This is a genomic window from Saccharibacillus sacchari, from assembly GCF_037722395.1.
GTDB classification, from domain to species: domain Bacteria; phylum Bacillota; class Bacilli; order Paenibacillales; family Paenibacillaceae; genus Saccharibacillus; species Saccharibacillus sacchari_A.
The window spans coordinates 1-23,992 of record NZ_JBBKAR010000039.1 but is presented as its reverse complement, the minus strand read 5'-3'; the positions used below and the strand labels follow the sequence as shown (position 1 = coordinate 23,992).

The window sequence follows — 23,992 nt, the reverse complement described above, 5'->3', positions numbered from 1 at the left end:
TACTACTGTACCCGCTCTACTTCCAGCACAGCCAACATCAGCGGAGCTACGCCCATCGGCGTATCGCTCACCACGGCTTCGGAGATATAATAATCGTACGAACCGTTGCGGTCGATGCTCAATCCCGCGCCGTGGCAGATTCTGTTCAGATGGATGCCTTGCTCGTCTTCGGTGACCAAATGCCGCAAAATCCCCGTATATCCGCGTCGCATCGGCTCCGTGAAGTTGGCTTCCAGATAGCCTAACCGCAATCCTTTTGCCATCGCGTACACGAACATGCACGAACCGGAAGCCTCGAGGTAATTGCCTTTGCGTCCTCCCTGATCCAACACCTGATGCCACAGTCCGCTGTCCGCATCCTGTACCCGGACAAGCGCGCCCATCATCCGTTGAAAAATACCGACGACCGTGCCCCGCTGACGGTGCGTGACCGGCACATGATCCAGCACGTCCACGACCGCCATCGCGTACCAGCCCATCGCGCGGCTCCAAAAATGCGAAGACAATCCGGTCGACGAATCGGCCCATTCCTGCTCTTTGGATTCGTCCCAGCCGTGATACAGCAGTCCGGTGCGCGGATCGCGGGTACGGCGTTCGATCAGCAGCAACTGGTGCAGCGCTTCGTCGATCAGGTCGGGACGGTCGAACGTTTTGCCGTATTCGGCCAGAAACGGCGAAGCCATGTACAGACCGTCGAGCCACATTTGGAACGGATACACTTTTTTATGCCAAAATCCGCCTTCCGACGTTCTCGGTTGGGAGACGAGCTGGGCGGCGAGCAGATGCGCGGCTTCCGCGTAACGCGGCTCTCCCGTCGCCCCGTGCAGAGCAAACAAATTTTTTCCCTGATTGATCTGATCCAGATTGTATTCTTCCAACCGATACGTGCGAATACGCCCGTCTTCTTGAACAAACGTATCCATATGCTGCTTCGCGAACGCCATATATTCCGGCCTGTCCAACTGCTCGCCCGCCTGCGCAAGCGCCATAAGCTGCATCCCGGGGACATACGCCCAACGCTCCATGACCCACGGATGCTCGCCTTGATCGTTGCACTCTGCCAATAGTCGATCCGCGAACTTGCGTACCCACGCGGTCCCCGCAAAGTTTGTTGTTTTCAACGTCGTCATTTCTGCCGAACCTCCTTATTCGTCGTCAGTTGTCGCTTCAACCAAGCAAAAGCCGGATCGCCGTGAATCTCGTGTCCGCCTTCGAAAAAATCCGCTTCAATGCTATTTGGATGTCCTGATGCTTGGAAAATGACTTGCAGTCGATCCAACGCTTCGCGAACGCCGGCAGGACCGAATAAATGATCGTTCACCCCCGATTCCACAAAAAGACCTCGCGGCGCGATCAAACCGAGCAGGTCCGGCATTTCCGCTTCGAGCAAAATACCGGGGATATAATTGTCCAGGCAGTGATTGCGCGTCAGAATGCTTGCGGCGAACGTGTTCGTGTAACCGCTTACGACAGCGCAAGCAATACGTTGATCCAAAGCGGCCGTGAATCCGGCTACCAGCCCTCCTCCCGAAATCCCCATAATCCCGACCCGACCGGAATCCGTTTCTTGGCGCGTCTGCACATAATCCAGCGCGCGCATCGTCTCGTAAATCCGGTAGCCTGCCATCGTTTGCCCAACCATCAGCAGTGCCGAAGATAAGCGGAAACAGGAATTTTTGCCCGGATCTTCGGCGGCCAAAGCCAAATCCTCCGCTAAACGGCGATCTCCGAAACCGAGCAGCTCGGGCACGGCTACGACGAAACCTTGCCGGACAAGCGACAACGCGAAGTCTTTATGCAAACCGGGCTGACTTTGTCTCGCCGATCCGTCCGGATGCAGACCGACGATCTCGCGACTTCCGTAGCCGTGACCGTGGATCGCGAGCACGACAGGAAGTGGATCGGGAGAGCCAAGAGTGTCGGGAATCAGCAGGTACAACGGCATCCGAAGACCTTCATAGGTCGTGACCTCGATCCGTTCCCGCGTGTAACCGTCGCACTGCGTTTGTTCCAGCAACAGCGGATTTAATTCGGCGGGAACGGACGGGAATTCGCCCAGACGTTCGCGGAATCGCTGACTCAGCTCTTTTTGCCATTGTTCGAACGGTGTGTTCATCTGCCATTCCGCGCGCCGGGGCGCCGTTAAGCCCAGCGTACGGATAAAATGTTCCAACCCGTTCGATTGATTCGCTTGGTAAGAATTCATGCTGTCCTCTCTCCTTTCTGATTGCTCGGATCAATATCCTTCGGGATGCCAACCGTCCAAAATCTCGATCACCCGATAACCGGCAGCTTCTTCGGCACTCAACTGACGGGACCATTCCGCGCGGGCATTCGGATTCGCTCCGGGACCTCGGCTATCGAACTCCTCGTAACGACTGGTGGATTCCCGATCCGGCTGTCCCCAGTTATGCCAGCCTTCCGGGATAATCGAGGCGTCAATTGTTGTACGGATCAAAGCCACATGGGCAAAAGATCGCCACGGGCGTCCCAAACATACCTCGCTTACGCCTTCTCCGCCCGTGATCGTGCAATCAAGAAACACATAGCCGAATCGCTCTTTTTCGGGCGTGGAAGCTGCGGTGATATACCCTCTCGAACGTTTGGTGTGCAAATGGCAGCGGTCGAACAAAGCGGTTGCCGCGCCGAAAATATAGTCGACGTCGCCTTCGATATAGCAATCGTCGTAAACTTGTTTGCCTTTTCCCGTATATAGGGTGTCTTGGTCGCCCAGCAATCGCACGCGGCGGAAAACGGCATATCCGGCATCGACGAACGCGGCGACGGCCTGGCCCGTGCCGGGACCGGAAGCGTTGCGGATCGTCACGTTTTCGGCGGTAAAATGTTCGGCCAAGACGTTGAGCGTCCCGCTGCGGAACGTGCCGAGCGGCTGGCTTGCATCATCCAGCGTATGGGCGTTATCCGACCAGCTTAGGATCGTGGACGCGGCATCGTCGCCCAGTAGCAGGATCGGCGGGGCATCGGCGCGAACGGTCACCTTTTCCTCGTAGACGCCGGGCTTGATCCGCAGCGTGACAGATTCGGTGAAGCCGCTCGGGATGTAATCAAGGGCTGACTGAAGCGTTGAGAACTCGGCGTCGTTTTGCTTGGAGACGGTAATAAGCATCAAGAGACGGACTCCTTTCCCGGATTGGCTGGGATGTTCTATAATGAAGTCAAAGTTAAATCAGGTCGGTGCGAGAAAAGGAAGTGACGTATGTCCGGCATCAGCAGTCCCAATCCCAAGTATGTTGTGGAAGACGGGCGATTCAGTATCCAGCATATGAAACGCAAAGGCATCACAGCCATGCCGCGTCCCCACAGCCATGAGCAGATCGAATTGTATTTCCTGTGCGAAGGGGAGCGCGTTTATTTTGTCGACGACCGTGTCGTTACCGTGCATAAGGGCGAGCTGATCCTGATTCGACCCGCCCAGCTCCATGCAACGGCAAGCTCCGAGAAAGCGGAATTCGAGCGGATTTTGGTCAATTACGATCCGCTGCTTTTGCCGAGCGCTCTGCAAGACGACAGCAAATGGTTCCATAACCGGGGCTACCGCATGTTCGGGCTGACTTTGCGCGAACAAAACGAGGTTCAGCAACTGCTGGCACGAATACTGGACGAATGCCAGGCCGCACGCGATTATTACGAAAGCTGCGTAGTGGCCTTGTTCACCGAACTGATGATTCTGCTTCAGCGCTCCGAAGGCGTGCAGCTTCAGCAAAACGGATCGGCCAAGCCGCCGCTGCATGAATTGGTTAACCATGTGGCGACCTATATCCGCGAACATCACCGAGAGAGTCTGACACTGGAACAAACGGCGGCTCATTTTTTCATCAGCGCTTCGTATTTGAGCCGCGTATTCCACCGATTAACGGGCTTTCACTTCCGCGAATATATTCTCCATATCCGTATGCGGGAAGCGGAGAAGCGATTAGTACATTCGGAAGACCAAGTGCAGGAGATCGCTTCGGCTGTCGGATTCGAGCATTTGTCGCATTTCAACAAAACGTTCAAGAAAGCGACCGGATTGACGCCGCTGCAATACCGGAAGCAGGCGCGAGCGACTCGCCGTCCAGTTTGACGTTCCGGCAGCCGTGCGCGGTCAACTGCGGCTGTTCGCCGGTGCGGAGCGCGACGTTCGACAGCTCTACCCCGTCAGCATGGCGCAAAACGATCCCTTTTTCACTGACCGCTCGAAGACCTTCGATACGCAAATTCCTGAGCGGCATTTCGGGGAGTCCGTTCACCAGCAGAGCCGTAGCGGCTCCCCCGCAAATCACGTCGCGAATCCCGATATCCCGAAACACCGGCGTTGCTTCCGTTACCGGGTAGACTTCGTCGTCGCTGCCTTCCGAACCTTCCACGCCTGCATAAAAAAGATGGAACGAGATCCCTTCATGCACGATATCCCGCATCACGATCCGTTCGATAAGAATATCCTCCACGACTCCGCCGCGTCCGCGCGCGCTTTTGAAACGAAGGCCGATCTCCGTTCCGCTGAACACACAATCGCTGACGCGAACCCCGCGTACGCCGCCGGACATTTCGCTGCCGATCACCACCCCGCCATGACCGTGATACACCGTGCAATGCCGAATTGTGATCGATTGGCATGGCATTCCCGCACGTCTTCCTTCTTCGTCTTTGCCGGATTTCAGGCAGATCGCATCGTCGCCGACATCGAACAGGCTGTGCTCGACGAGCGCACGGGTGCACGATTCCAGATCCAGTCCGTCTCCGTTCTGCGAATACCACGGATTACGCACCTGTACGCCTCGAATCGTGACGTCTTCACAGCCGACAGGATGCAGACACCAGGCTGGGGAATTTTGAAAAGTAGGGCCTTCGAGCAAGATTCGTTGGCAGGAGCGCAGGCTCACCATGTTGGGACGCAAATAAGTTCGGGCGGGTAAATAATCTTCCGAGCTGGCTGGATTTTGCGACAATTGTCCATATTCATGCTCCGCATTTGTCGATGTCATCGTTAATCGCTCGCGCAATTCCCGGCAATAAGCCTCTCCATCCCGTGCTTCGGCGTTGGGCCACCAGATTTCGTTCGCCGCATCCACCACGCCGCCGGATTGCACCAGCTTTGTCCATTGCGATTCCGTCGTTTTGAAACGCTTGACCGGACGCCACCCTTCCCCGCCGCCGTCGAAGATTCCGCTACCCGTAATGGCGATATCCGTCAATGCCGAACCGTCAAGCGGAGCCTGGCAGCGCCATTCCGACCGACCTTCGAAATGCGAAGGCACCAGCGGGTACAGCTCAGGATCGGAGTCGAATTGAACGAGCGCGCCGCTCTCTGCATGGAGATTGATTCGGCTGCGCAGCGTCAGCGGGCCGGTTCGCCAGAATCCGGCGGGAATGACCACCGTTCCGCCGCCCGAAGCGGCACAATCGTCGATCGCGGCTTGCAGGGCGGAAGTGCATAAGTCCAACCCGTCGCCGATCGCGCCGTAGTCCGTTACGTTCACGCGGTGATCCGGAATCCGCGGTAGTTCGGGCAGCGGGTATCCGGTGTCACGCTCAAAACATTGCGGCTTGCGTTCAGTCTCGTTGCGGGTTCGATGCCTATTCATCTGTGGAATTCCTCCTCTCTCTATTCCAATCCTTCGTAGCTAAACCAATCAAAGTCCGCATGGTTGGCGCTTTCTGCTCCGTTCGAGCTGGCATATAGTCCGATATACGCTCCGGTGAATCCGCCTGCCGTGTCCGTGCTTAGCACCCGACCGTCGGCGTTCAAGTGCAGCGCCGTCCATGTCTGTTGTTCGTTCTCCCTGTAAAAGAAACTATAATTCTGCCCGTAGGCTTCGGCTTTAAACTGGATATGCGCCTGGTTCCAGGGAACGCTGGCTAACACTTCGTCCTCGCCATTCAAACGCACCGTCAGCGTTAAACTCGCCGTTTCGCCGTCAACACCTTTTTCCCCGGACCCGACCTCCAATCGGAAGTGATGATCCGCATTTTGGAAAAGCACGAACCCGGCTGTTTCGTCAGAGGTAGCCGGCGCGAACTTCATAGCTGCGGCCGCCCGGAATGAAAGATGCTGCTGTCTGCGCGCGAGCAGGGCCGGATTAACAAACTCAGTCAGCTTCTCGGGCTTCAAGCGCAGACGCAGACGGCCCGGCGCATCGTTCAAGCTCCAAAAGTCGCCTTGCGGCGTGCGCAGGAAGTTCCAGACCGGAGACAACCTGTTTTCGTCGAAATCATCGCGAACCGGAAGCGGCGGCCACGGCGTTTGCGGCAGGTCCGGCGCAGGCGATTGTAATTCCAGCATGCCTTTTCCCGGATTGACGATCGGCCAGCCTTGTTCCCATTTCACCGGCGTCAAGAACGTCTCGCGTCCGAGATTACGGTAATAACCGCCGCTTGTCCGCGAAGCCAGACAGAACATCCACCAATCGCCGTGTTGCGTCTCGACCAATTCGCCGTGGCCTACGTTCACAATCGGGAACTCGCGGCCCAGATGGCGGTGCGTCAGGATCGGATTGGCTTTATTGCCTTCGTAAGGGCCGTTGATCCGCTTGCTGCGCGCAATCGTGATCGCATGCGTATGACCGGTACCGCCTTCGGCGATCAGGACATAATACCAGTCGCCGATCTTATAGAGATGCGGGCCTTCCTGGGCATGACCGACCTTAAGCGCACCTTGCCAGATACTGAGCTTGTCGCCAATCAGCTTGCCGGAGTTCAAGTCGATCTCCTGAAGCCAGATATCCATATGCTTGGCATACTTCTGCCCTGCCGGCGGAACGCGGTTCCCGGTGTAATACACCCGCCCGTCGTCATCGAAAAAGAGCGAAGGATCTATTCCCGGCGCATCCTCCAACCAGACGGGGTCCGACCATTCTCCTGCCGGATCGGTAGCCGTCACATAGAAGTTGTGACACTCCTTGTCATTGTCGACGAAGGTCGTTATCATATAGAACACGCCTGCGTGGTAGCGAATCGTAGGCGCCCAGATGCCTCGGGACGGCGTGGTCCGATCCAGGTTTAACTGGGAAGGACGATCCAATACATGACCAAGCTGGCGCCAGTTGACCAGGTCTTTGCTGTGGAAGATCGGTACGCCGGGGAAAAATTCGAAGCTCGACGTGACCAGATAATAATCTTCGCCGACGCGGATCGCCGATGGATCGGGATAAAAACCGGGCAGGATAGGATTTCGGAATGTTTTCAACGATAAGCCTCCTTCAAAATAAAAAATTAAACCGTTTACATATGTAAGCCTTATCAATTATAGTTCGTATGGATTTAACTTTCTTGCGATTCCTTTGTCTATTTTGCTCATTTTTATACTTTCATGCTTTTTATTCGAGGAGTGATGGCCATGAGGAAGAAAATGAAGCTGCATATGCCTTTTTTTCTTAGCTTGACCCTGATCGCGGTGTGCAGCATTCTTGTGCTTTCAGTCGCTATTTTTTTCTGGTACCGCAGCTTAACGATTCAGAACGTCAACAAAGCCAATCAAAGCGTGCTTCTGAATACGGCCAACGTGTACAACAATTATAAGGACGTCGCCCAGAACTATACGATGGACTTCTACGCGAATCCGAATATCCATGCCCTGATGATGAGCGGCGATACCGATTGGAGCGATCAGTTGTACAGCGCGCTCAGCCAGATCAAAGGAGCGCTAATCGTCAATCCTTATCTGGAAAATGCCTATATCTTCGGAACCGAAGAACCTGTCGCCATGTTCGAGAATCTTCCGCTCAGCCCCGATTCCAAAGCCGAATTATTTCAAAAAATCCAGGACAGCCGCATCGTCGAGTCTCCGTTTCTTTGGACGGCGCAGCGAAATGACGGGAGCGAAATCCCGTTAATCACGGTTTTTTACAACGATCGGGCTTTTGCGAACAGTGCGTATTACGGCGGCGTCGCGATCACGATCAATCCGGCAGAGCTGCAAAAAAATCTGTTCGTGCAGCAAGGCGAAGACTCCACGCATTACCGCATCCTTGACGCAAACGGAAATCTATTGATGCACAGCCCCGGAATCGCGACAATCGACCCCGAAATGGCGCAACGTATTATCGGATCGAAAGCTTCGGCCGAACATTCCTTCGTTTTCCGAGGAAGCGACGAAGCGAAGCTGATTACCTATGTACACTCGGAAAAAGACGGATTATGGTTCGTTTCCGAAACCTCTTATACCGACAGCGTACGCGATATCTCCAATGCCCGGAATTTGATGATGCTTCTATGCCTGGCGCTGACCCTTGCCGCGGTCGCGATCGCTTTCTGGATCTCGCGCCGTATGTATCAACCGATCGATCGGATCTTCGGCAGCATCGTGCATCTGTCCGGCAGCCCGGATTCCCGGGTAAGTCGGGATTATCAGGTCGTCAATCGCGAGCTGGAAACGATCGGCGAACGCATGGCCCAGCTTCGGAAAGAAAACGACGACAGCGCTGTGCTGCATTGGCTGCTAGCTCCCCGTGATGCCGACAGGAGTGGGACACCGCAGCGCCTGGCTGAGCTGGACGGCTCTTATTGCGTATGCGTATTGTCTGTCGAACAAGATTGTGAAGAGCTGTTGAGGCTGATTAGACGGACGTTCGAAGAATGGGCCAACCTCCGAATTTTCCGCCCAGACCTTCATACTGCCGTGCTGATTGTCAGCGAATTAAGCCCAGGGGATTTTGAGGATGTCGAAGCTTTTCAAACACGTTGGAATCAAGTCGAGCATAACGCGGCCGGTATTCGTTACACGCTTGGCGTCAGCGGGCTAACCGATTTCGCAGAGCAATTGAAAGACCGATACGACGAAGCCTGTGACTGCCGACGTCATATGAAATTCCTCCAAGCCAAATCAATGCTGTTCGCCTCCGATCTACTCCCGCTTCATGCAGGCCCGATTCCGGAGAACCACATAGAGCCGATTCGGATCGCCGTGCGCCAACGGGACGAAGTGTCGATGAGTCAGGCGGTCGAGCGGCTTTTGGCCGTGGTCGGTGATTATCGGGCGGAAGCCTCGACTGCTTTTCTCGCCAGACTGGCTTTAGAGCTGGACCGGATCGGAAGTAAAAAGACAGAGCAATGGGATCTTGACCTGTTGGACCTGTATCCGCTTATCGACCGTATCGGCTATCATGCCGAGCTTCGGGAGTGGCTGGAGCATCAGTGCCGCATCGCGAGCGAACGGTTGGATCGGATCGACGGCCTGCAAACGCGCAGTCTCGCCGCAGAGGCCGTACGATATATCTCCGAACATTACAGCGACCCCGACCTATCGCTCAACGCGCTGGCGGAGAGGCTGTCGATCAGCTCGGCATACCTCAGCCGCCTGATCGCGGACGGGACCGGCAGCAATTTCCCCGAACTGGTGAATCTGCATCGTCTTGAACAAGCCCGGCGACTGCTGACGGACGAATTGGACCTGGATATCCGCGAGATCGCCGAACAGGTCGGGTATAACAGCAGCACCTATTTTACGACCCAGTTCAAAAAGCGCTACGGCGTCACGCCTTCCAAATGGAGAATCCATTATGTTTTGGAGCACCATGAGCGATAATATGGGCTTTGAAAGTCTTCAAGTTCAAAAAAGTGAACCTTTTTTCGTTTTGTTAAGCTGCTTTTTTCGCGATTTGTTAAGCTTTATCCCTTTATTTTGATAGCGCTTACATATTTATCGGGCTTATGCTGATGGCGTCACGAACGAAAAACGCCAAAACGAAAAAAGGAGTGAAACGTCGATGGTGCAACAAGCTGCGACGCGCGAAACGAATAAACGTCTCGGCAAGCGTCAGGCTGTAAAGTCCGGTCGGCTGCGAACATCGATCAGGAAAGATGCTCCCTTATATGTACTGGCCCTACCGGGAGTCGCGGTTTTGATCCTGTTCGCCTACCTGCCGATGAGCGGACTGATTCTCGTATTCAAGAATTACAATTTCAATGACGGCATCTTCGGCAGTCCGTGGGCAGGATTTGCCAATTTCGAGTTCTTTTTCTCCAGTATGGAAGATGCGATTCGGGCGACGCGCAATACCGTGATGCTGAATGTGCTGTATATGCTGACCGGCACCCTTTTCTCCGTCGCGATCGCAATCGTACTCAATGAAATGCGCAGCAAATGGTTTGTCAAAATCACGCAAAGCGTTATGTTTTTCCCTTACTTTATCTCGTGGATCATCATCGGAGCGATTTTGTTCTCCCTGCTGGATTACGACAAAGGCATCCTGAACCAATCGCTTGCCGCGTTGGGACTGGAACAGGTCGATTGGTATTCCAGCCCGTGGCTGTTCGTGGTCATTCTGGTGCTGGCGAACATCTGGAAAAGCGCCGGTTACGGCGCCATCATCTATTACGCGGTGCTTCAGGGCATAGACACCTCCTACTACGAAGCGGCCCGGATCGACGGCGCTTCGCGGTGGCAGATCATCATGCGGATCACGCTGCCAATGCTGGTTCCGTCCATTATTCTGATGAGCCTGCTCGGTATAGGCGGCATGCTCAAAGGCGATCTCAGCATGATCATGGGCGTCACGTTCCTGAATCCGCTGCTGCTGCCGACGACCGATATTATCGACGTGTACGTCTATCGGACGGCGATCCGTTCCGGCGAATTCGGCTTCGCTTCGGCGATTACATTGTATCAGTCGGTGTTCGGCTTCATTCTGGTGCTGGTCGCGAACAAAATGGCAGGCTGGTACGACAAAGACAGCAAATTATTTTAGGAGTTGAAAAGCATGCCCAAAGCTGAAAACAAAGGCTTATTGATCTTCTTCTATCTCTGCATTGCCGTCTTCTCCGTGATTTGCTTCGCTCCGTTCGTGCTGGCAGTCTCCGGTTCGTTATCGACCGAATCGCGGATCGCGGCGGAAGGATATTCGTTCTGGCCGCGCGGCTTTTCGCTCGAAACGTACCAGTTTCTGTTCGGCTCCAAAATGGAACAGATCGTACGCGCTTACGCCGTCTCATTGACCGTAACCGTGCTAGGGACGGTGTCAGCGGTTCTGGTCACGACGGCATATGCTTACGTGGTGTCCGTCAAAAGCTTCCGTTTCCGCAACGTGTTCGCCTTTTTCGCTTATTTCACGATGTTGTTCAGCGGCGGCACGCTTCCCTGGTATCTGCTCAGCACGAAATATTACCATCTCGACGACAAATTGATCGGTCTGATCGCTCCTTATCTGCTCAGCGTGTTCCTCATGTTTCTCATGACCAATTACTTCCGCAGTATTCCGCATGAGATCGTGGAATCCGCGCAGATCGACGGGGCCGGGCATTTTCGCATCTTTGTACGGATCATGCTTCCGCTCGGACGAGTCGGCGTCGTCACCATTTCCCTGTTTTACGCGCTGCAATACTGGAACGACTTCTATCTGCCGCTGATGCTCGTCACCGACGAACGGCTGTACACGATCCAATATCTCATGTACACCATGATGGCCAACATCCAGTTCCTCGCTTCCGGCAACGCCGCGCAGGTCGGCGGAGCGATCATCGCCCCGCCGCTCGAAACCGCCAAGATGGCGATGACCTGCCTAACCGTGCTCCCGATCGCGATTTTGTATCCGTTTCTGCAAGGTTTTTTCGTCAAAGGGATTGTGGTTGGCTCGGTTAAAGGGTGATCGTATCGCTTTTGAATCTTCTATCATATTTAGGGAGGTTGGTTCAGTTATGCTTAGAAAAAAAGGATGGCTCGGCTTGCTCATGACTGCGGTGCTGCTGCTTGGCGCTTGTTCGCAAGGCGGAGGTGCGGCGACTACGGGCACAAACGGTAGCGATTCCTCTTCAACAGATGCGTCCGGTAACGAAGCAAGCGGCGAGTTGGCTCCGGCCAAGCTCAAAATCGTGCTGTACGGCGACGAATCCAATCGGATGAAAGAACTGGCGAAAACGGAATTTTACGATCGAATCAAGCAGGAAATCAATGCCGAAGTCGAATTCCAGTTCCTGCCGTGGACCGAATATGCGGGTGGCAAAACGGATCTGATGCTTTCCACGGGCGAAGATTTCGCAACGTACACCGACGCTAATTACATGGTCAAGTCGGTCGCCAAAGGACTGTACGCGGATCTCACCCCATACGCGGAAGCTACCGCCGACCTAAGCCAAACGGTAGACGAAGCTTCGTTCAAAGCTTTCCAGTTGGGCGGTAAACAGTATGCGATTCCGGTCGGCAACAAGCCGAATTCGGCCGAGTTTTACAGTGTGCTGATCCGTCAGGATTTGCTGGAAGAAGTCGGCATGAGCGAAGTGACTTCGCTTGCGCAGTTGGAGGAGTATTACGATAAAGTCCACGCGGCGCATCCCGAGTTGATCGGTTACGCGGGAGTCGATGCGCGGCGGATGCTGCTGTACGATTATACGGACCGCAACTTATATTGGCAAAACGACTTTGTCGCGCTGGACGAAGCCGCCCAGGACGATCAAATCATCAACTGGTTCGAATCCGAAGACTTCAAAAACTATGCGAAGCTGATGCGCGGTTGGTACGAAAAAGGCATCATTCCGAAATACGCCGCCACCAACGTTCCGCAGCTGCAATCCGACTGGAACTCCGGCAAAGCGATGTTCTGGGCCGGTACGGCCGCGCGTCCGTTCGAAGGTGCCGCTACGATCTCCCAAGCCGTGCCGGATGCCAAGCTGGTCAATTATTTCCTCGGCGAAGGCCGTCCGAAGATTAGCCGCGGTACGTACAGCACCGCCTTTTTCGTCTCCTCCGCCGCTAAAGACCCGGAACGTTACGTGATGTTTTTCAATCTGCTGCAAAAAGACCAGGAGCTGTATGACCTGTTCGCCTACGGCATACAAGGAACGGATTACACGCTGGACGAAAACGACCGGATCACGCGTTTAACGACCGATTCGTTGATCCCCGACTGGCTGCTGATGAACAAAAACTTTATGCGTTTCGACAATAGCGTACCGGACGATTTTATCGCCGACTATAAAGCCTGGGACGACGACGCGATCATCTCCAAAGGCGCGGGCTTCAACTTCGACAATACGCCGGTCAAAAACGAAGAAACCAAGCTGAACGGGGTGTTGACCGAATATCTGGCGCCGATCGGCAGCGGCTTCGTCGATTACGAGACAGGGTACCCGAAAGCGCTGGACCGGCTCAAAGCGGCGGGGATCGACAAGTATATCGCGGAATATCAGAAGCAGTTCTCGGCGTGGTATGCGGAGCAGCATCAGTAGCAGCGGCGCTTGTCAAGTTTTCAAAGTGACGTGTGCGTGGGAAGGGAGAAGACTCCGGGAAAAATTCGTTCAAGACGCTGCCTCACCCGGAAAGGTTGATTGGGTTTGAATAAAGGATCTTTCCGAGTTCAAAGGCGTCTTGAACTGAATTTTTCTCTCCGTCTTCTCCCTTCCTAGTCACGTTGGATTTTGTCGACGCGCTTCCTGATTTGAGGAGGTGCGTTTTAATTTTAAATACATTTTAATGGAGATACGTGCTACTTCGTTCGCTCTATGTTCCATGCCGCAGACAATGTTTTCACGCCCTCCTCGATCGCGGCTTCATTTAATCCTGCATACCCGAGCAGCACCTGCGCTTGTTTTGAAGCATCTGGAGGATCGATATAACAGTCGGCTACCGGGTAGACTCGTACGCCCGATTGTTCCGCAGCAAAGATTAATTCCTGCTCGGTCATTCCGTTGTTTGGCTGAAGCAGCAGATGCAAGCCGGACGCGGCGCCGATGATCCGCACCTTTGGGTCCATGTACGTTCGGATAGACGTCAGCAAAGCCAGGTATCTTTTTTTATACAAATTCCGCATTCGGTTGAGGTGTCTGGCCCACTCCCCGCTCTGCATAAACAAAGCCAGCGTATATTGATCCAATCGCGAAGTCGTTTGTTTGTAATGCTGGCCCCTTGTGTGATACGCGTTCGTTAATTTATCGGGAAGCACCAGATAACCGATCCGGACCGAAGGCATCAGCGATTTGGAAAATGTGCCGACATAAACTGTATTTCCATGCGTGTCCAAGCTATGCAAAGAAGGAATCGGCCGCCCCTCATAGCGAAATTCGCTGTCGTAATCGTCTTCGATAATCGTTCCGCCCGCCGCTCGCGCCCACTCGATCAGTTCCAATCGCCGGGATACAGACATCACGGTGCCGGTCGGAAATTGATGGGACGGCGTGACGTAGACGACCTGCACCCCGCCTTGTGCCAGTTCATCTATGCGGATACCGGATTCGTCCAGTCTCGCCGCAACCGGAGAACGGCCGCAGTCTTCGAAGATTTTGCGGATACGCGGGTATCCCGGCTCTTCTATTCCGTAGACCGTTTCGCGCCCGATCACGCGGCACAACAAGTCCGTCAACCACTGCGTCCCCGCGCCGATCACGATCTGCTCCGGCAAACAACGCACTCCGCGCGACTGATACAGATACTCGGCAATTTGCTGTCTCAATTCGATCTCTCCCTGCTGGTCGCCGTATTGGAGAAGGCGCGAGTGCTCGGGAGACAGGCTTTTCATCAAGAATTGGCGCCATAAGCGGTATGGAAAATGCTGCGTATCGACGTCGCCATACCTGAAGTCGCAAAGCAGCCCGTTTGCGGCTTTCGCGGGTTCAGATTCAAGTACGGCTCCGACATCCAAAGCGGAGTCGTCGGAGTCCCATACGTTTTTGGCGTTATTCAAACGGATTATTTCGGCTTTTTCGATTTCAGGCAATTCGGATATGAACAAGCCCCGCCGTGGTTCACTGTGCAGATAACCTTCCGCAAGCAACTGCTGATAAGCGGCATCCACCGTATTCCGACTAACATGCAAATGACCGGCCAGCCGACGCTGAGATGGTAATTTGCTGCCCGAAGAAATTCTCCCGGCACGGATCTCTATTTTCAAATAGGTGTACAACTGCTCGTAGATCGGTTCTTTTCGCTTCGAATCCCATATTCCGTTCGGATGGTCCGCCAACAGCGGCGTAAGCTCCAACATTTTCAACTGGCTCCTTCCATTTGATCAAAACTGGTTCTATCGAACAAGCCAGCTTATCTATATACTATACGAAATCGAAACAGAAATGGGAGTGTTGGACGATGTTCAAAGGGCTATCTGCTTTTCCGCTTACCCCGCTGAAGGAGGAACGTATTGATGAACATGCTTTTATTGCTCTGATCAATCGCTCGTTAGAAGCCAAAGTAGACTCGATCGGCGTACTTGGATCGACCGGCAGTTATATGTATCTCAGCCGTGAAGAGCGTCGACGGGTGATCGAATTGTCGGTTCGCGAAGCCCGGGACACTCCGGTTATGGCGAGTATTAGCGAGCTTCGTCTTCGCGATGTGCTGGCGTTGGCGGAAGATGCGCAACAAGCTGGAGTACGCGCTGTGCTGCTTGCTCCGGTGTCGTATCAACCGCTTAGGGAAGAAGAAGTCTTTTCGCTGTACGAAGAGGTTTCGCGTCACGTATCCGTTCCGATCTGCGTCTACGACAACCCTCGTACAACAAGATTTACGTTCAGCGACGAGCTGCACGGGCGTATTGCGGCGTTGCCGCATGTGCAGTCGATCAAGATTCCCGGCGTTTCGGACGACTATATCGAGGCAAAAGAACGTATCAGTCGCTTGCGCTCGGTTGTTCCTGGGAAGTTCGCACTCGGTATCAGCGGCGACGATTGCGCGGCAACAGGTCTGAATGCGGGATGCGACGTCTGGTATTCGGTATTGGGCGGTCTGTTCCCACGAATCTGCCTGGAGCTGACCCGTCATGCCCAAGCAGGGCGAGCGGACGAAGCGGTTCGCGTATCCGCGCAATTGGCTCCGATCTGGTCGCTGTTCAATCGTTACGGAAGCATGCGCACCGCAGCGGCGATTGCGATTCGTCAAGGTTGGATGAGCGCACCGGGGCTGCCTCTTCCGCTTGCTCCCGTTCCGGCTTCCGATATGGAACAGATTGCCGACTGTCTGGACGCGTTGGCCTGATTAATGGTACGTGCAATACACCTCCTTGAAGGAGAATAGCTTCGCCAGCGCGAATGAAGCATACAGAGATCGGTTGAGGAGGTTAACGTAAAGTCGTGTGGTTTATGTTCGCAATAGCCGCTTCCGCTTGCTTCGGCATTCGGGGGATTTTGTATCAGTGGACTTCGCAGCGGCCAGTGGATCGGAATCTATTGTTCGTTGGCGTGTATTTGTCGGGAATCATCGTTTCTCTGTTGCTGAACGTTCAGGCCGGACAACCCTGGAATAGCGGTATCGAGCTTGGCATTCTAATGGGTTTGTTTTCGTTCGCCGCCAATGCTTCGTTATATCGGGGTTATGAAGTCGGCCGCGCCTCAGTCGTAGCATTCTTCTCGGCGTTGTCCCCGCTCGTTGTCGTATTCGCCGCTTATCTGCTGTGGAGCGAAGCGCCAGGCATCGTTCAGGGAATCGGATTTGCTATCGTTGTACTGGCGCTCGTCATCGTCCGTTACGGACAGGATCTTCGCAGCGGCCAGCTTCGCGGTTGGAGTTGGGGAACGCTCGCCATGTTGCTATACAGCTTCACCGACCTGAGTTCCAAGCAATCCGTGCTAGTCGGTGCGTCGATGCTGCCGGTATTGACGATGATGTTTATGACAGGCACGATATTGTTTCTCGGCATGTATGCCACGGATCGGGTGCGGAAAAGTCGCGGGAAAAAGAGTCCGACAGGCGACGAAGTTAAGGCTTCTGCCGTTTGGCCCCTTCCGCGTACGTTAATCTGGGGCATGACCGTAGGTTTGACCAATATCGCAGGCATGGTTCTGATGCTGAACGCGCTGCAAGAAGGCGTCACGGGGATTGTCTCCGCGATCACCGCAATGAGCGTGATCGTTGTCATCTTATATGCGCGCTTTTACCTGAAAGAAACGATGAGCCGCCGCGAAGCATTGGGGATATTGCTTGCTTTTGCGGGAATTATCGTACTGAGATTGGCTTCTTGAAAAAGCAAAAGCGCCCGGATTTTCATGGGCGCCAAAAGGAGAAGAAAGATTCTATTCGTTGCGGGAAGCTTAAAGGGCTGCGGGAAAAATTCGTTCAAGACGCTGTCTCACTCGGAAAACTGGATTAGATTTAAATAAGGAATTTTCCGAGTTCAAAGGCGTCTTTCACTGAATTTCTCCTTCCGCCTTATGCTTCGCTGCAAATCAAATCTTTCTGTACCTGTTAGCGCCCAAAAAAAATTGGGCGCTTTTGCTTTTTCAAATGTGGGTGTTAGATAGGTAGAAATCGATGACCAAAAGGATAGCGATACTTAATAGCATCAAGCATCCTGCTATCAGATCAGACTTCGTCAAGCGAAGCGGACGGAAGATCGTTCGATGCCGTCCGTCGCCGTAAGCCCGCGCTTCGATCGCCAGAGTCAGGTTGTCTGCGCGCCGTGTGGTGCTCACCAGCAAAGGGACCAAGATCGGGATAAATTCCGTCAGGCGAGAGAACGGATTGCGATTGGACGGCTCGAATCCTCGTGCTCGTCGCGCAAGTCGGATACGCCGGATTTCTTCAAGAATAGTCGGGATAAACCGAATCGCGATCACGACCATTAACGAGAATTGTTCGACGGGAACACGCAGCTTGGACAACGGCTTCAGCAGCGTTTCCAGTCCTTGCGCCAAAATGAGAGGTTGGGTCGTGCCCGTTAAAGCGGACGCTGGCAAAATCATCAGCAGAATGCGCCAAACGATTCGGATTCCTTCCAGAATGCCTTCGACGGTGATTTGCAGAAACCCATACGAAGCGAGGATAGTTTGTCCTTTTCCCCATATCGTATGGTACAGCAGCGTGAGGATCAGAACCGGAAGCAACGGAAGTAAGCCGCGGAAGTAGAACCCCAGCGGAATCTTCGACAGGAGCAGAATGATTAAAACGACTACTGTCGCCGCCGTATAACCGCTTCGGCTGTCGAGCATCATGATGACGATCATGAACATCAACAAGCCGATGATCTTGATACGCGGATCGAGGCGGTGCAGCGCAGAGTCCCGTTCGATAAACTGGCCGACGAGCACTGCATTAGAAGTATTCATCCGCCAGTCCTCCTGTTCCTTTTCGAGTGCTCCAAGCTTCTTTTACCCGCTTCAGAACATCCGCTTCGCGGCAGCTTGACGGGTTCAACACTCGACCTGACAACTGCTCAGTCAAGCGCAGCAGTTCTATCGCCTCCGGCAGCGGCATTCCGGCCTGAGTCAGCAGCTCGCTTCGATGCAAAAACAACTTCTCTGCCGTCTCATGCGCCAATAGATGTCCGTTATGCAGTAGCGCAACGCGATCCGAGTACTCCGCAACATCCTCCATCCGATGCGAAATAAACAGTACGGTACGCGGCTCGTCGTTCAAACCGCCTCGCTGCCAATCTCGAAGAACACGCAGCAGCTCGCGCCGGCTGACCGGATCGAGCGCGGCTGTCGGTTCGTCCAGGATCAGCAGCCGAGGATTGGCAATAAGCACGGAAGCGATCGCCAGCCGCCTTTTCTGCCCGCCGCTGAGCAATAACGGCGATTGATGCAGGAGTTCTTCGCTTAACCCGAATACGGGCAACATCTTACGGATCGCTACCTCGATTTCTTTTGCAGAATCTCCCCGCATCCGTAGCGCAAAGCTCAATTCCTTTTCGACGGTGGTCTCGAAAATCTGATGCTCCGGGTATTGAAAAACGAATCCGATCTCCGGCACAACGCGGGCACGTCCTTTGCGGTCTCGTGCCATGGGTTGTCCTGCCAGCCAATATTCACCGGTAAACTCGGGAATCAGACCTTTGATCAAGCGAACCAACGTAGACTTTCCAGCCCCGGTTTTTCCAATCAACGAGGTCCAGCTTCCGGGTTCCAGCGTCAGATCGATATGCTGCAACACAGGAGTCCCGCCCAGTTCCACGCAGATGTCGCGAAGTTCCCAACCGCTCTGCTGTGCGATAGCGGTCTTCTTTATTCGGTTGACCATTGCGATGCGGCACGTCCTTTCCAATCGGCGGTTGCTTCTCCGCTCCATCCGAGCTGCTGCCCGATTCGAACCGCAAACGGCTGCTCCAGCCCATACGTTTCAAGCGGTACTTCCCGGAAAAAGCGATCCGGCGGACCGTCGAATACCAATTCGCTCTGATCCAGCAACAGAACGCGACGCGAAGCCAATACTTCGTCCATGTGATGCGTGATTTGGACAATGGTGATGCCTTGCTTGTGAAAATCCTGCATAAGCTGCATCAGTTCGTTGCGGCCTTCCGGATCGAGCATGGAGGTTGCTTCATCGAAAACGATGAATCGAGGACGCATCGCGATAACGGCAGCCACGGCAGCCCTTTGTTTCTGTCCGCCTGACAACTCATGCGGAGCGGCATCGGCATAGCGTTCCAGCCCGACAGCTTGCAACGCGCTTCGGACCCGTGCTGCGATCTCGTCAGCAGGGACACGAATATTTTCCAGACCGAATACGATCTCGTCCGTGACGTTCGTCGTAATAAATTGGTCTTCGGGATTTTGGAATACCAACCCGATCGCTTTGCGAATATTGCGAGCTTGATCGGGATCGGAGGCCGTCTGTTTATCGAACACAACAGAACCTTGTTTGGCAAGCTGCAATCCGTTCATCAGCTTGGCGAGGGTCGATTTTCCGCTCCCGTTACCGCCTACGATCGAGACGAATTCGCCTTTTTCGATCGTAAAACTGACTTTCTTCACTACCTCTTGCCCTCTGCGATAATAATAGCCGACTTGATCGAAAACCAGCATATCAGGCGCCGAGCACTTTCTCTTCGACCGGACTGACCGCGCGAGCCTGGACGACAACGATTGCGGCAATGACGGCCTTGATGATGTCGCCCGGCACAAAAGCAAGCGAGGCAACCAACCCTGCCCAAATCGGCGTGTTTGTAATCAAAGCCATAACCACAGCTCCGATCACTCCGCCCATAACCACGCTAAAAGCAATATTGATTGCAATAAGCTTCCACGTTTTCAGCTTCGGCCATACTTTTTCGGTTGCCCAACCGATGCAGAACGCGACCAGCGGCCAACTGAAGATATATCCGGCGGTCGGGCCTACGAGCGGAGCCAATCCTCCTGATCCCCCGACAAGGATCGGCAAGCCGAGCGCAACCAGCACGATAAACAGAATCAAACTGATCGAGCCTATTTTTTTGCCCAGAAAACCGCCTGCCAACATGACACCCAGCGTCTGAAGCGTGATCGGCACCGGAATGAATCCGAGCGGAATCGGAGGAACCATTCCCAATACGGCAATCAGTGCAGCGAATAAAGCGGCGTATACCATTTCTTTTGTTTTCATGACGTTGTTAACCTCCAGCGGATATGTAGGCAAGCCAATCGAAAGCTGCTTGCTTCTTGCCTTTGCATTATAGCCTGATCAAAATCTATTGTAAACCTAATGAAAAATAAAAGGTTAACATTGATCGTTTCTCTATTCAAAAAAGCGACTCCTTTCCGCAGAAAGGAGTCGCTAATGAAAATGGATAGATTTTTTTACTTGAACAGATCCGGGTACAACTCAGCCGACAGTTTCTCGATCCCTTTCAAAGAATCATAGCCGTAGCCGAACATATAGTTATACTTCATGGCATACACTTGTTTATTTTTAATTGCTTGCATACTTGAGAGTTTAGGATTCGCGTACAGCGCTTCTTTGACTTTGTCGGTCTGCTCGCCGTCCGGGATGATGATGATGTCCGGATCGGTCTCGATCAGCATCTCGATACTGCCGTCGCCTGCGCGGTCTTTGAGCGGGTTGTCGAGTTTGATCTTGTTCATGACATCATTGAAAAACGTTTCGCCTTTGAGCGTCAGCAAAGCGACTTCGCTCGGATCGAACATATGCAGATAGACGTACGTTTTGTTTTCGGTGATTGTGCTGAGTTTCGAAGTTACGGCTTCTTCGCGCGTTTTCAGCTCGTCGACGAACGCTTGCGCATTTTCTTCCACGTCGAAAATTTTGCCCAAATTTGCGATGTCCGCATATACGGATTCATAAGTGCCACCCGCGATCGACGATTCGAATACGTACGTTTTGACGTCCATATCGTTTAGCGAATCAACGGTGCCCGTGCCCCAATCGGCGTTTTCGAACAATCCGCCGCGGCCGACCACGATATCCGGATCTACGCCAAGCGTGACTTCTTTGCCGACATAAAATTCATCCAAAATATTCAACTTTGCGTATTCGTCCGCTACGTCCGGATCACCTTCGCCACCGCCCGCGCCGACACCGACGATCTTATCGCCAAGTCCCAAATGCAGCAGCAATTCGGCAGTCGGACGAGTGTTAGCCATGATGCGCTCGGGAGCCTTGTCGAAGGTCTGGTCTTTAGCCGTCCATTCGGTTCCGCCTTCGACTTTTGCTACATTGGAGATCGTCAACGGATAAACAGCCGCTTCCGTTTGCGCTGCCGTTTCTGTCGATCCCGTGGCCGCTGTTGCCGTGGATTCTGCCGAGGCTTCCGGTTGGGTGCTTGCTGTACCTCCACACGCCGTTAAAGCCAACATCAAAGCCAGCGTCGCTCCTGCCATTACATTCTTTTTCTTCATCATTATATTTCCCCCTCTATGTTTATGTAGTTAGATTTATAAACTGTAGGCGAACCCCAAACTTCCGGTAATCGGATTGCGGTAAGTCGCGCAGCGTACCTCGTAGATAGCCTCGATATTTTCCGGCGTCAGCACTTCTTCCGGCGTTCCGTGCGCGTATACGACTCCGTTTTTCACGGCATAAAGATAATCGCAATAATGCGCGGCCATTTCCAGATCGTGCAAAGCGGCCAGTACGCCGATTCCAAGATTTTTGACGCAAGACAGAATCTCGATCTGATACCGGATATCCAGATGGTTGGTCGGTTCGTCGAGAATCATGAATTCCGGCTGCTGCGCGATCGTGCGTGCCAGCACAACCCGTTGCTTCTCGCCGCCGGACAGCGACAGATAACTGCGTTCTTTATAGTCCGTCAGGTTGGTGATACGCAGCGCTTCTTCGACGATCTCGTGGTCTTTCGGGCGATCGGCTTCCAGCATCTTTTTGTGCGGTGTGCGGCCGAGCATCACCATTTGTTCCACGGTCAGGTCAAAGTGCATCTCGTTGAACTGTCCGACCACGCCCATTTTTTGCGATACTTTTTTCTCGGATGATTTTAAAATGTTCAGATCATCCAGCATGACACTGCCGCTTTTGGGCACCAGGCTTTTATAAATGCTTTTGAGCAGTGTCGATTTGCCGCAGCCGTTCGGACCGATCAGGCCGACGAACTGCTTGTCTTTTACCCGGACGGATACGCCGTGGACGATATCTTTGCGCCCGATCCGCACCTCCATGCCCGTAGCGGTCAATTCCATCGTTTACCCCCCGAAGTTATAGCCTTTTTTCACGATCATGTAGATGAACAGCGGTGAACCGATGACCGACGTGATGATGCCGATCGGCAGCTCGACGTTGTGTACCAGCGTACGCGACAGAATATCCGCCCAGATCAGGAACAGCGCGCCGAGCAGCAAAGTCGCCGGCATCAGCTTTTTGTGATCTGCGCCGAACATGCCCCGGGTAATATGCGGAATGATCAAGCCGACGAAGCCGATCATGCCTGCGTAAGCCACCATCGTACCGGTAACGAGCGCCGTCGCGACCATATACAGCTTGCGGTATACGCTCAGATTGATGCCCAGTGTAATCGCCGATTCGTCACCCAGCAGCATGGCGTTCAGTATCCGGTGCTGGAATAAAAAGATCAGGCAGCCGAGCAGCACGACGATAGCCATGATCGGAACCTTCTGCCAGCTTGACGAACCCAGACTGCCCATCGACCAAAACGTAACCGTCTTGATGCCTTCCGCATCGTTGGCGAAGTAGATGATCAGGCTGGAAAAAGAACCGCACATCGCGCCGACGACGACGCCCGAGAGCACCAGCTTGACCGACGTGGCTTTACCGCCGATGCTCGACAGGAACAGCACGCCGAGCGACGTGATCATTGCGCCGACAAAAGCCGCCGAAGCCACGCCGAATTGCGAGAAGATCGTACCGCTGCCAAAGCCGATCAGAATAGCAAAAGTCGCGCCGAGCGAAGCTCCCGAGGAGATGCCCAATATGTAGGGATCGGCAAGCGGATTTTGGACGACCGCCTGCATAACTGTGCCGCAAAGAGATAGCCCCAATCCAATCAGCAGGGCAAAGATAACTCTCGGCATCCGAACCTGCATAATGATATTCAGGTACGAGCCGTTATCGATCTGCTCGATCGAGCCGAGATGCCCGCCCGACAGCGCATGCAGCAAAATATTCATCGCCTGCCGAAACGGAATCTGCACCTGTCCGATCGACACGGAATAGACGGCCGATATCAGGATCAGACCTACCATAGCCAGAATGAACGCACTATAAAAACCGGTCGCCCGGGCTTTATGCGTCCGTGTTTTTTGCAACGTTGCCTCCTGCATGTTTCAGGATTCACCTCCACAACTTAAATTGAAAACGAGTATACGATAATGATTATCATTTTCACAAAAGCCATCGTACCTCTATTTTGCACAAAAAACAATCTTTATACAGAAAAAATATACATTAAATATTGTAAACAGATAAACAAAGAGAAAAAACAGCGACTGTAAAGCCGCTTAGGGGTCGGGAACGCTATGTAGGTGTCGAGAAAGTCGCTCCCCGTTACGTCGGGCTTTCTCGGCAACCTTTCTTTGTCTATTTCGATTGGCGTCTACGATCGGTGTTTTGAAAATAAGAGCGTATATACTAGGCCTGTTGATTAGCCAAAAAATAGAAAAAAGGACGCCTGTTTGTTAAGCTGGTTGTACCCCTACACCCAGCGAAACGAGGCGACCTCATGACAAAGTCTACTTCATTTTCTACCCTGCTGCAATCCGTCTTCCCCCGCGAGCAACTCGAAGAGTTGCTCGCGGACATCGGCTATATCGACGTCGCAAGAAAGTTCACCGTCTATGACTTGTTGCTGTTTTGGACGCAAGCCGCTCTTCACCAATGGAAAGGCTATCGAGATGCCGAACCCCGTCTCCTCTCGAACGGCTTGAAATCAGTCGACCATTCCACCCTGTC

The 23,992-nt window shown here is 53.5% G+C and carries 20 protein-coding genes and 1 pseudogene; 8 read left to right on the top strand and 13 right to left on the bottom strand.

Going from position 1 to position 23,992, the window contains the following annotated elements; translation table 11 throughout:
* Positions 1 to 2: 2 nt before the first annotated feature.
* Genes WKI47_RS14570 through WKI47_RS14560 form a run of 3 tightly spaced genes read right to left on the bottom strand, consistent with a single transcriptional unit; the run spans position 3 to position 3,127 of the window.
* The gene (locus WKI47_RS14570; RefSeq protein ID WP_340227873.1) at positions 3 to 1,130 is read right to left on the bottom strand and encodes a glycoside hydrolase family 88 protein; all 1,128 of its coding nucleotides are present in this window, start codon (positions 1,128 to 1,130) and stop codon (positions 3 to 5) included.
* The gene (locus WKI47_RS14565) at positions 1,127 to 2,206 is read right to left on the bottom strand and encodes a dienelactone hydrolase family protein (RefSeq protein ID WP_340227872.1); all 1,080 of its coding nucleotides are present in this window, start codon (positions 2,204 to 2,206) and stop codon (positions 1,127 to 1,129) included. The genes WKI47_RS14570 and WKI47_RS14565 overlap by 4 nt, the downstream gene beginning before the upstream one ends.
* Before the next feature lie 30 nt (positions 2,207 to 2,236).
* Positions 2,237 to 3,127 carry a pectinesterase family protein gene (locus WKI47_RS14560; RefSeq protein WP_340228066.1) on the bottom strand — a complete coding sequence of 297 codons (891 nt, stop codon included), beginning with the start codon at positions 3,125 to 3,127 and terminating at the stop codon, positions 2,237 to 2,239.
* Positions 3,128 to 3,217: 90 nt separating this feature from the next.
* On the opposite strand from WKI47_RS14560, the gene WKI47_RS14555 reads away from it, so the two are divergent.
* Complete coding sequence (locus WKI47_RS14555) at positions 3,218 to 4,084, top strand: AraC family transcriptional regulator (protein WP_340227871.1); 867 nt, start codon at positions 3,218 to 3,220, stop codon at positions 4,082 to 4,084.
* Here the strand turns inward: WKI47_RS14555 and WKI47_RS14550 are convergent.
* Both WKI47_RS14550 and WKI47_RS14545 read right to left on the bottom strand, forming a co-directional pair.
* Complete coding sequence (locus tag WKI47_RS14550) at positions 4,014 to 5,585, bottom strand: glycoside hydrolase family 28 protein (protein ID WP_340227870.1); 1,572 nt, start codon at positions 5,583 to 5,585, stop codon at positions 4,014 to 4,016. The genes WKI47_RS14555 and WKI47_RS14550 overlap by 71 nt on opposite strands.
* Positions 5,586 to 5,605: 20 nt before the next feature.
* Positions 5,606 to 7,186 carry a glycoside hydrolase family 43 protein gene (locus tag WKI47_RS14545; RefSeq protein ID WP_340227869.1) on the bottom strand — a complete coding sequence of 527 codons (1,581 nt, stop codon included), beginning with the start codon at positions 7,184 to 7,186 and terminating at the stop codon, positions 5,606 to 5,608.
* Between the two features lie 150 nt (positions 7,187 to 7,336).
* Here WKI47_RS14545 and WKI47_RS14540 point away from each other — a divergent pair, with 150 nt between their 5' ends.
* The 4 genes from WKI47_RS14540 to WKI47_RS14525 all read left to right on the top strand — a co-directional run bounded on the left by WKI47_RS14540 (position 7,337) and on the right by WKI47_RS14525 (position 13,158).
* A complete protein-coding gene (locus WKI47_RS14540; protein ID WP_340227868.1) occupies positions 7,337 to 9,523 on the top strand; it encodes a helix-turn-helix domain-containing protein in 2,187 nt (728 codons plus the stop codon).
* Between the two features lie 181 nt (positions 9,524 to 9,704).
* Positions 9,705 to 10,685, top strand: coding sequence for an ABC transporter permease (locus WKI47_RS14535; RefSeq protein ID WP_340227867.1), 981 nt, complete (start codon positions 9,705 to 9,707; stop codon positions 10,683 to 10,685).
* 12 nt (positions 10,686 to 10,697) lie between these two features.
* A complete protein-coding gene (locus WKI47_RS14530) occupies positions 10,698 to 11,582 on the top strand; it encodes a carbohydrate ABC transporter permease (RefSeq protein WP_340227866.1) in 885 nt (294 codons plus the stop codon).
* Positions 11,583 to 11,631: 49 nt separating this feature from the next.
* Positions 11,632 to 13,158: a DUF3502 domain-containing protein gene (locus WKI47_RS14525; protein WP_340227865.1), complete on the top strand. Its 1,527-nt coding sequence runs from the start codon at positions 11,632 to 11,634 to the stop codon at positions 13,156 to 13,158.
* Between the two features lie 257 nt (positions 13,159 to 13,415).
* Here WKI47_RS14525 and WKI47_RS14520 read toward each other — a convergent pair whose 3' ends face one another.
* A complete protein-coding gene (locus WKI47_RS14520; RefSeq protein ID WP_340227864.1) occupies positions 13,416 to 14,909 on the bottom strand; it encodes a PLP-dependent aminotransferase family protein in 1,494 nt (497 codons plus the stop codon).
* A gap of 101 nt (positions 14,910 to 15,010) precedes the next feature.
* On the opposite strand from WKI47_RS14520, the gene WKI47_RS14515 reads away from it, so the two are divergent.
* Both WKI47_RS14515 and WKI47_RS14510 read left to right on the top strand, forming a co-directional pair.
* Entirely contained in the window at positions 15,011 to 15,895 is an 885-nt protein-coding gene (locus tag WKI47_RS14515) for a dihydrodipicolinate synthase family protein (protein WP_340227863.1), read from the top strand.
* 104 nt (positions 15,896 to 15,999) lie between these two features.
* A complete protein-coding gene (locus tag WKI47_RS14510) occupies positions 16,000 to 16,878 on the top strand; it encodes a DMT family transporter (protein WP_340228065.1) in 879 nt (292 codons plus the stop codon).
* 258 nt (positions 16,879 to 17,136) lie between these two features.
* Here WKI47_RS14510 and WKI47_RS14505 read toward each other — a convergent pair whose 3' ends face one another.
* The 7 genes from WKI47_RS14505 to WKI47_RS14475 form a co-directional block, all read right to left on the bottom strand.
* Positions 17,137 to 17,961: an energy-coupling factor transporter transmembrane component T gene (locus WKI47_RS14505; RefSeq protein WP_340227862.1), complete on the bottom strand. Its 825-nt coding sequence runs from the start codon at positions 17,959 to 17,961 to the stop codon at positions 17,137 to 17,139.
* Positions 17,948 to 18,874 carry an energy-coupling factor ABC transporter ATP-binding protein gene (locus WKI47_RS14500; protein WP_340227861.1) on the bottom strand — a complete coding sequence of 309 codons (927 nt, stop codon included), beginning with the start codon at positions 18,872 to 18,874 and terminating at the stop codon, positions 17,948 to 17,950. Before WKI47_RS14500 ends, WKI47_RS14505 begins: the two co-directional genes overlap by 14 nt.
* Positions 18,859 to 19,659: an ATP-binding cassette domain-containing protein gene (locus tag WKI47_RS14495; protein WP_340227860.1), complete on the bottom strand. Its 801-nt coding sequence runs from the start codon at positions 19,657 to 19,659 to the stop codon at positions 18,859 to 18,861. Before WKI47_RS14495 ends, WKI47_RS14500 begins: the two co-directional genes overlap by 16 nt.
* Position 19,660: 1 nt before the next feature.
* A complete protein-coding gene (locus WKI47_RS14490) occupies positions 19,661 to 20,215 on the bottom strand; it encodes a biotin transporter BioY (protein WP_340227859.1) in 555 nt (184 codons plus the stop codon).
* Between the two features lie 194 nt (positions 20,216 to 20,409).
* Positions 20,410 to 21,471: an ABC transporter substrate-binding protein gene (locus tag WKI47_RS14485; protein WP_340227858.1), complete on the bottom strand. Its 1,062-nt coding sequence runs from the start codon at positions 21,469 to 21,471 to the stop codon at positions 20,410 to 20,412.
* Positions 21,472 to 21,504: 33 nt separating this feature from the next.
* Positions 21,505 to 22,266, bottom strand: coding sequence for an ABC transporter ATP-binding protein (locus WKI47_RS14480; RefSeq protein ID WP_340227857.1), 762 nt, complete (start codon positions 22,264 to 22,266; stop codon positions 21,505 to 21,507).
* A gap of 3 nt (positions 22,267 to 22,269) precedes the next feature.
* Entirely contained in the window at positions 22,270 to 23,286 is a 1,017-nt protein-coding gene (locus WKI47_RS14475) for an iron ABC transporter permease (RefSeq protein ID WP_340228064.1), read from the bottom strand.
* A gap of 476 nt (positions 23,287 to 23,762) precedes the next feature.
* On the opposite strand from WKI47_RS14475, the pseudogene WKI47_RS14470 reads away from it, so the two are divergent.
* A pseudogene (locus WKI47_RS14470) lies at positions 23,763 to 23,992 on the top strand (IS4 family transposase); the annotation flags it as partial.

Excerpts from the sequence above, each read along its gene's own strand:
- WKI47_RS14570 (WP_340227873.1), bottom strand. The coding sequence starts at position 1,130 with ATGACGACGTTGAAAACAACAAACTTTGCGGGGACCGCGTGGGTACGC.
- WKI47_RS14565 (WP_340227872.1), bottom strand. The coding sequence starts at position 2,206 with ATGAATTCTTACCAAGCGAATCAATCGAACGGGTTGGAACATTTTATC.
- WKI47_RS14560 (WP_340228066.1), bottom strand. The coding sequence starts at position 3,127 with ATGCTTATTACCGTCTCCAAGCAAAACGACGCCGAGTTCTCAACGCTT.
- WKI47_RS14555 (WP_340227871.1), top strand. The coding sequence starts at position 3,218 with ATGTCCGGCATCAGCAGTCCCAATCCCAAGTATGTTGTGGAAGACGGG.
- WKI47_RS14550 (WP_340227870.1), bottom strand. The coding sequence starts at position 5,585 with ATGAATAGGCATCGAACCCGCAACGAGACTGAACGCAAGCCGCAATGT.
- WKI47_RS14540 (WP_340227868.1), top strand. The coding sequence starts at position 7,337 with ATGAGGAAGAAAATGAAGCTGCATATGCCTTTTTTTCTTAGCTTGACC.
- WKI47_RS14535 (WP_340227867.1), top strand. The coding sequence starts at position 9,705 with ATGGTGCAACAAGCTGCGACGCGCGAAACGAATAAACGTCTCGGCAAG.
- WKI47_RS14530 (WP_340227866.1), top strand. The coding sequence starts at position 10,698 with ATGCCCAAAGCTGAAAACAAAGGCTTATTGATCTTCTTCTATCTCTGC.
- WKI47_RS14525 (WP_340227865.1), top strand. The coding sequence starts at position 11,632 with ATGCTTAGAAAAAAAGGATGGCTCGGCTTGCTCATGACTGCGGTGCTG.
- WKI47_RS14520 (WP_340227864.1), bottom strand. The coding sequence starts at position 14,909 with ATGTTGGAGCTTACGCCGCTGTTGGCGGACCATCCGAACGGAATATGG.
- WKI47_RS14515 (WP_340227863.1), top strand. The coding sequence starts at position 15,011 with ATGTTCAAAGGGCTATCTGCTTTTCCGCTTACCCCGCTGAAGGAGGAA.
- WKI47_RS14510 (WP_340228065.1), top strand. The coding sequence starts at position 16,000 with ATGTTCGCAATAGCCGCTTCCGCTTGCTTCGGCATTCGGGGGATTTTG.
- WKI47_RS14505 (WP_340227862.1), bottom strand. The coding sequence starts at position 17,961 with ATGAATACTTCTAATGCAGTGCTCGTCGGCCAGTTTATCGAACGGGAC.
- WKI47_RS14500 (WP_340227861.1), bottom strand. The coding sequence starts at position 18,874 with ATGGTCAACCGAATAAAGAAGACCGCTATCGCACAGCAGAGCGGTTGG.
- WKI47_RS14495 (WP_340227860.1), bottom strand. The coding sequence starts at position 19,659 with ATGCTGGTTTTCGATCAAGTCGGCTATTATTATCGCAGAGGGCAAGAG.
- WKI47_RS14490 (WP_340227859.1), bottom strand. The coding sequence starts at position 20,215 with ATGAAAACAAAAGAAATGGTATACGCCGCTTTATTCGCTGCACTGATT.
- WKI47_RS14485 (WP_340227858.1), bottom strand. The coding sequence starts at position 21,471 with ATGATGAAGAAAAAGAATGTAATGGCAGGAGCGACGCTGGCTTTGATG.
- WKI47_RS14480 (WP_340227857.1), bottom strand. The coding sequence starts at position 22,266 with ATGGAATTGACCGCTACGGGCATGGAGGTGCGGATCGGGCGCAAAGAT.
- WKI47_RS14475 (WP_340228064.1), bottom strand. The coding sequence starts at position 23,286 with ATGGTAGGTCTGATCCTGATATCGGCCGTCTATTCCGTGTCGATCGGA.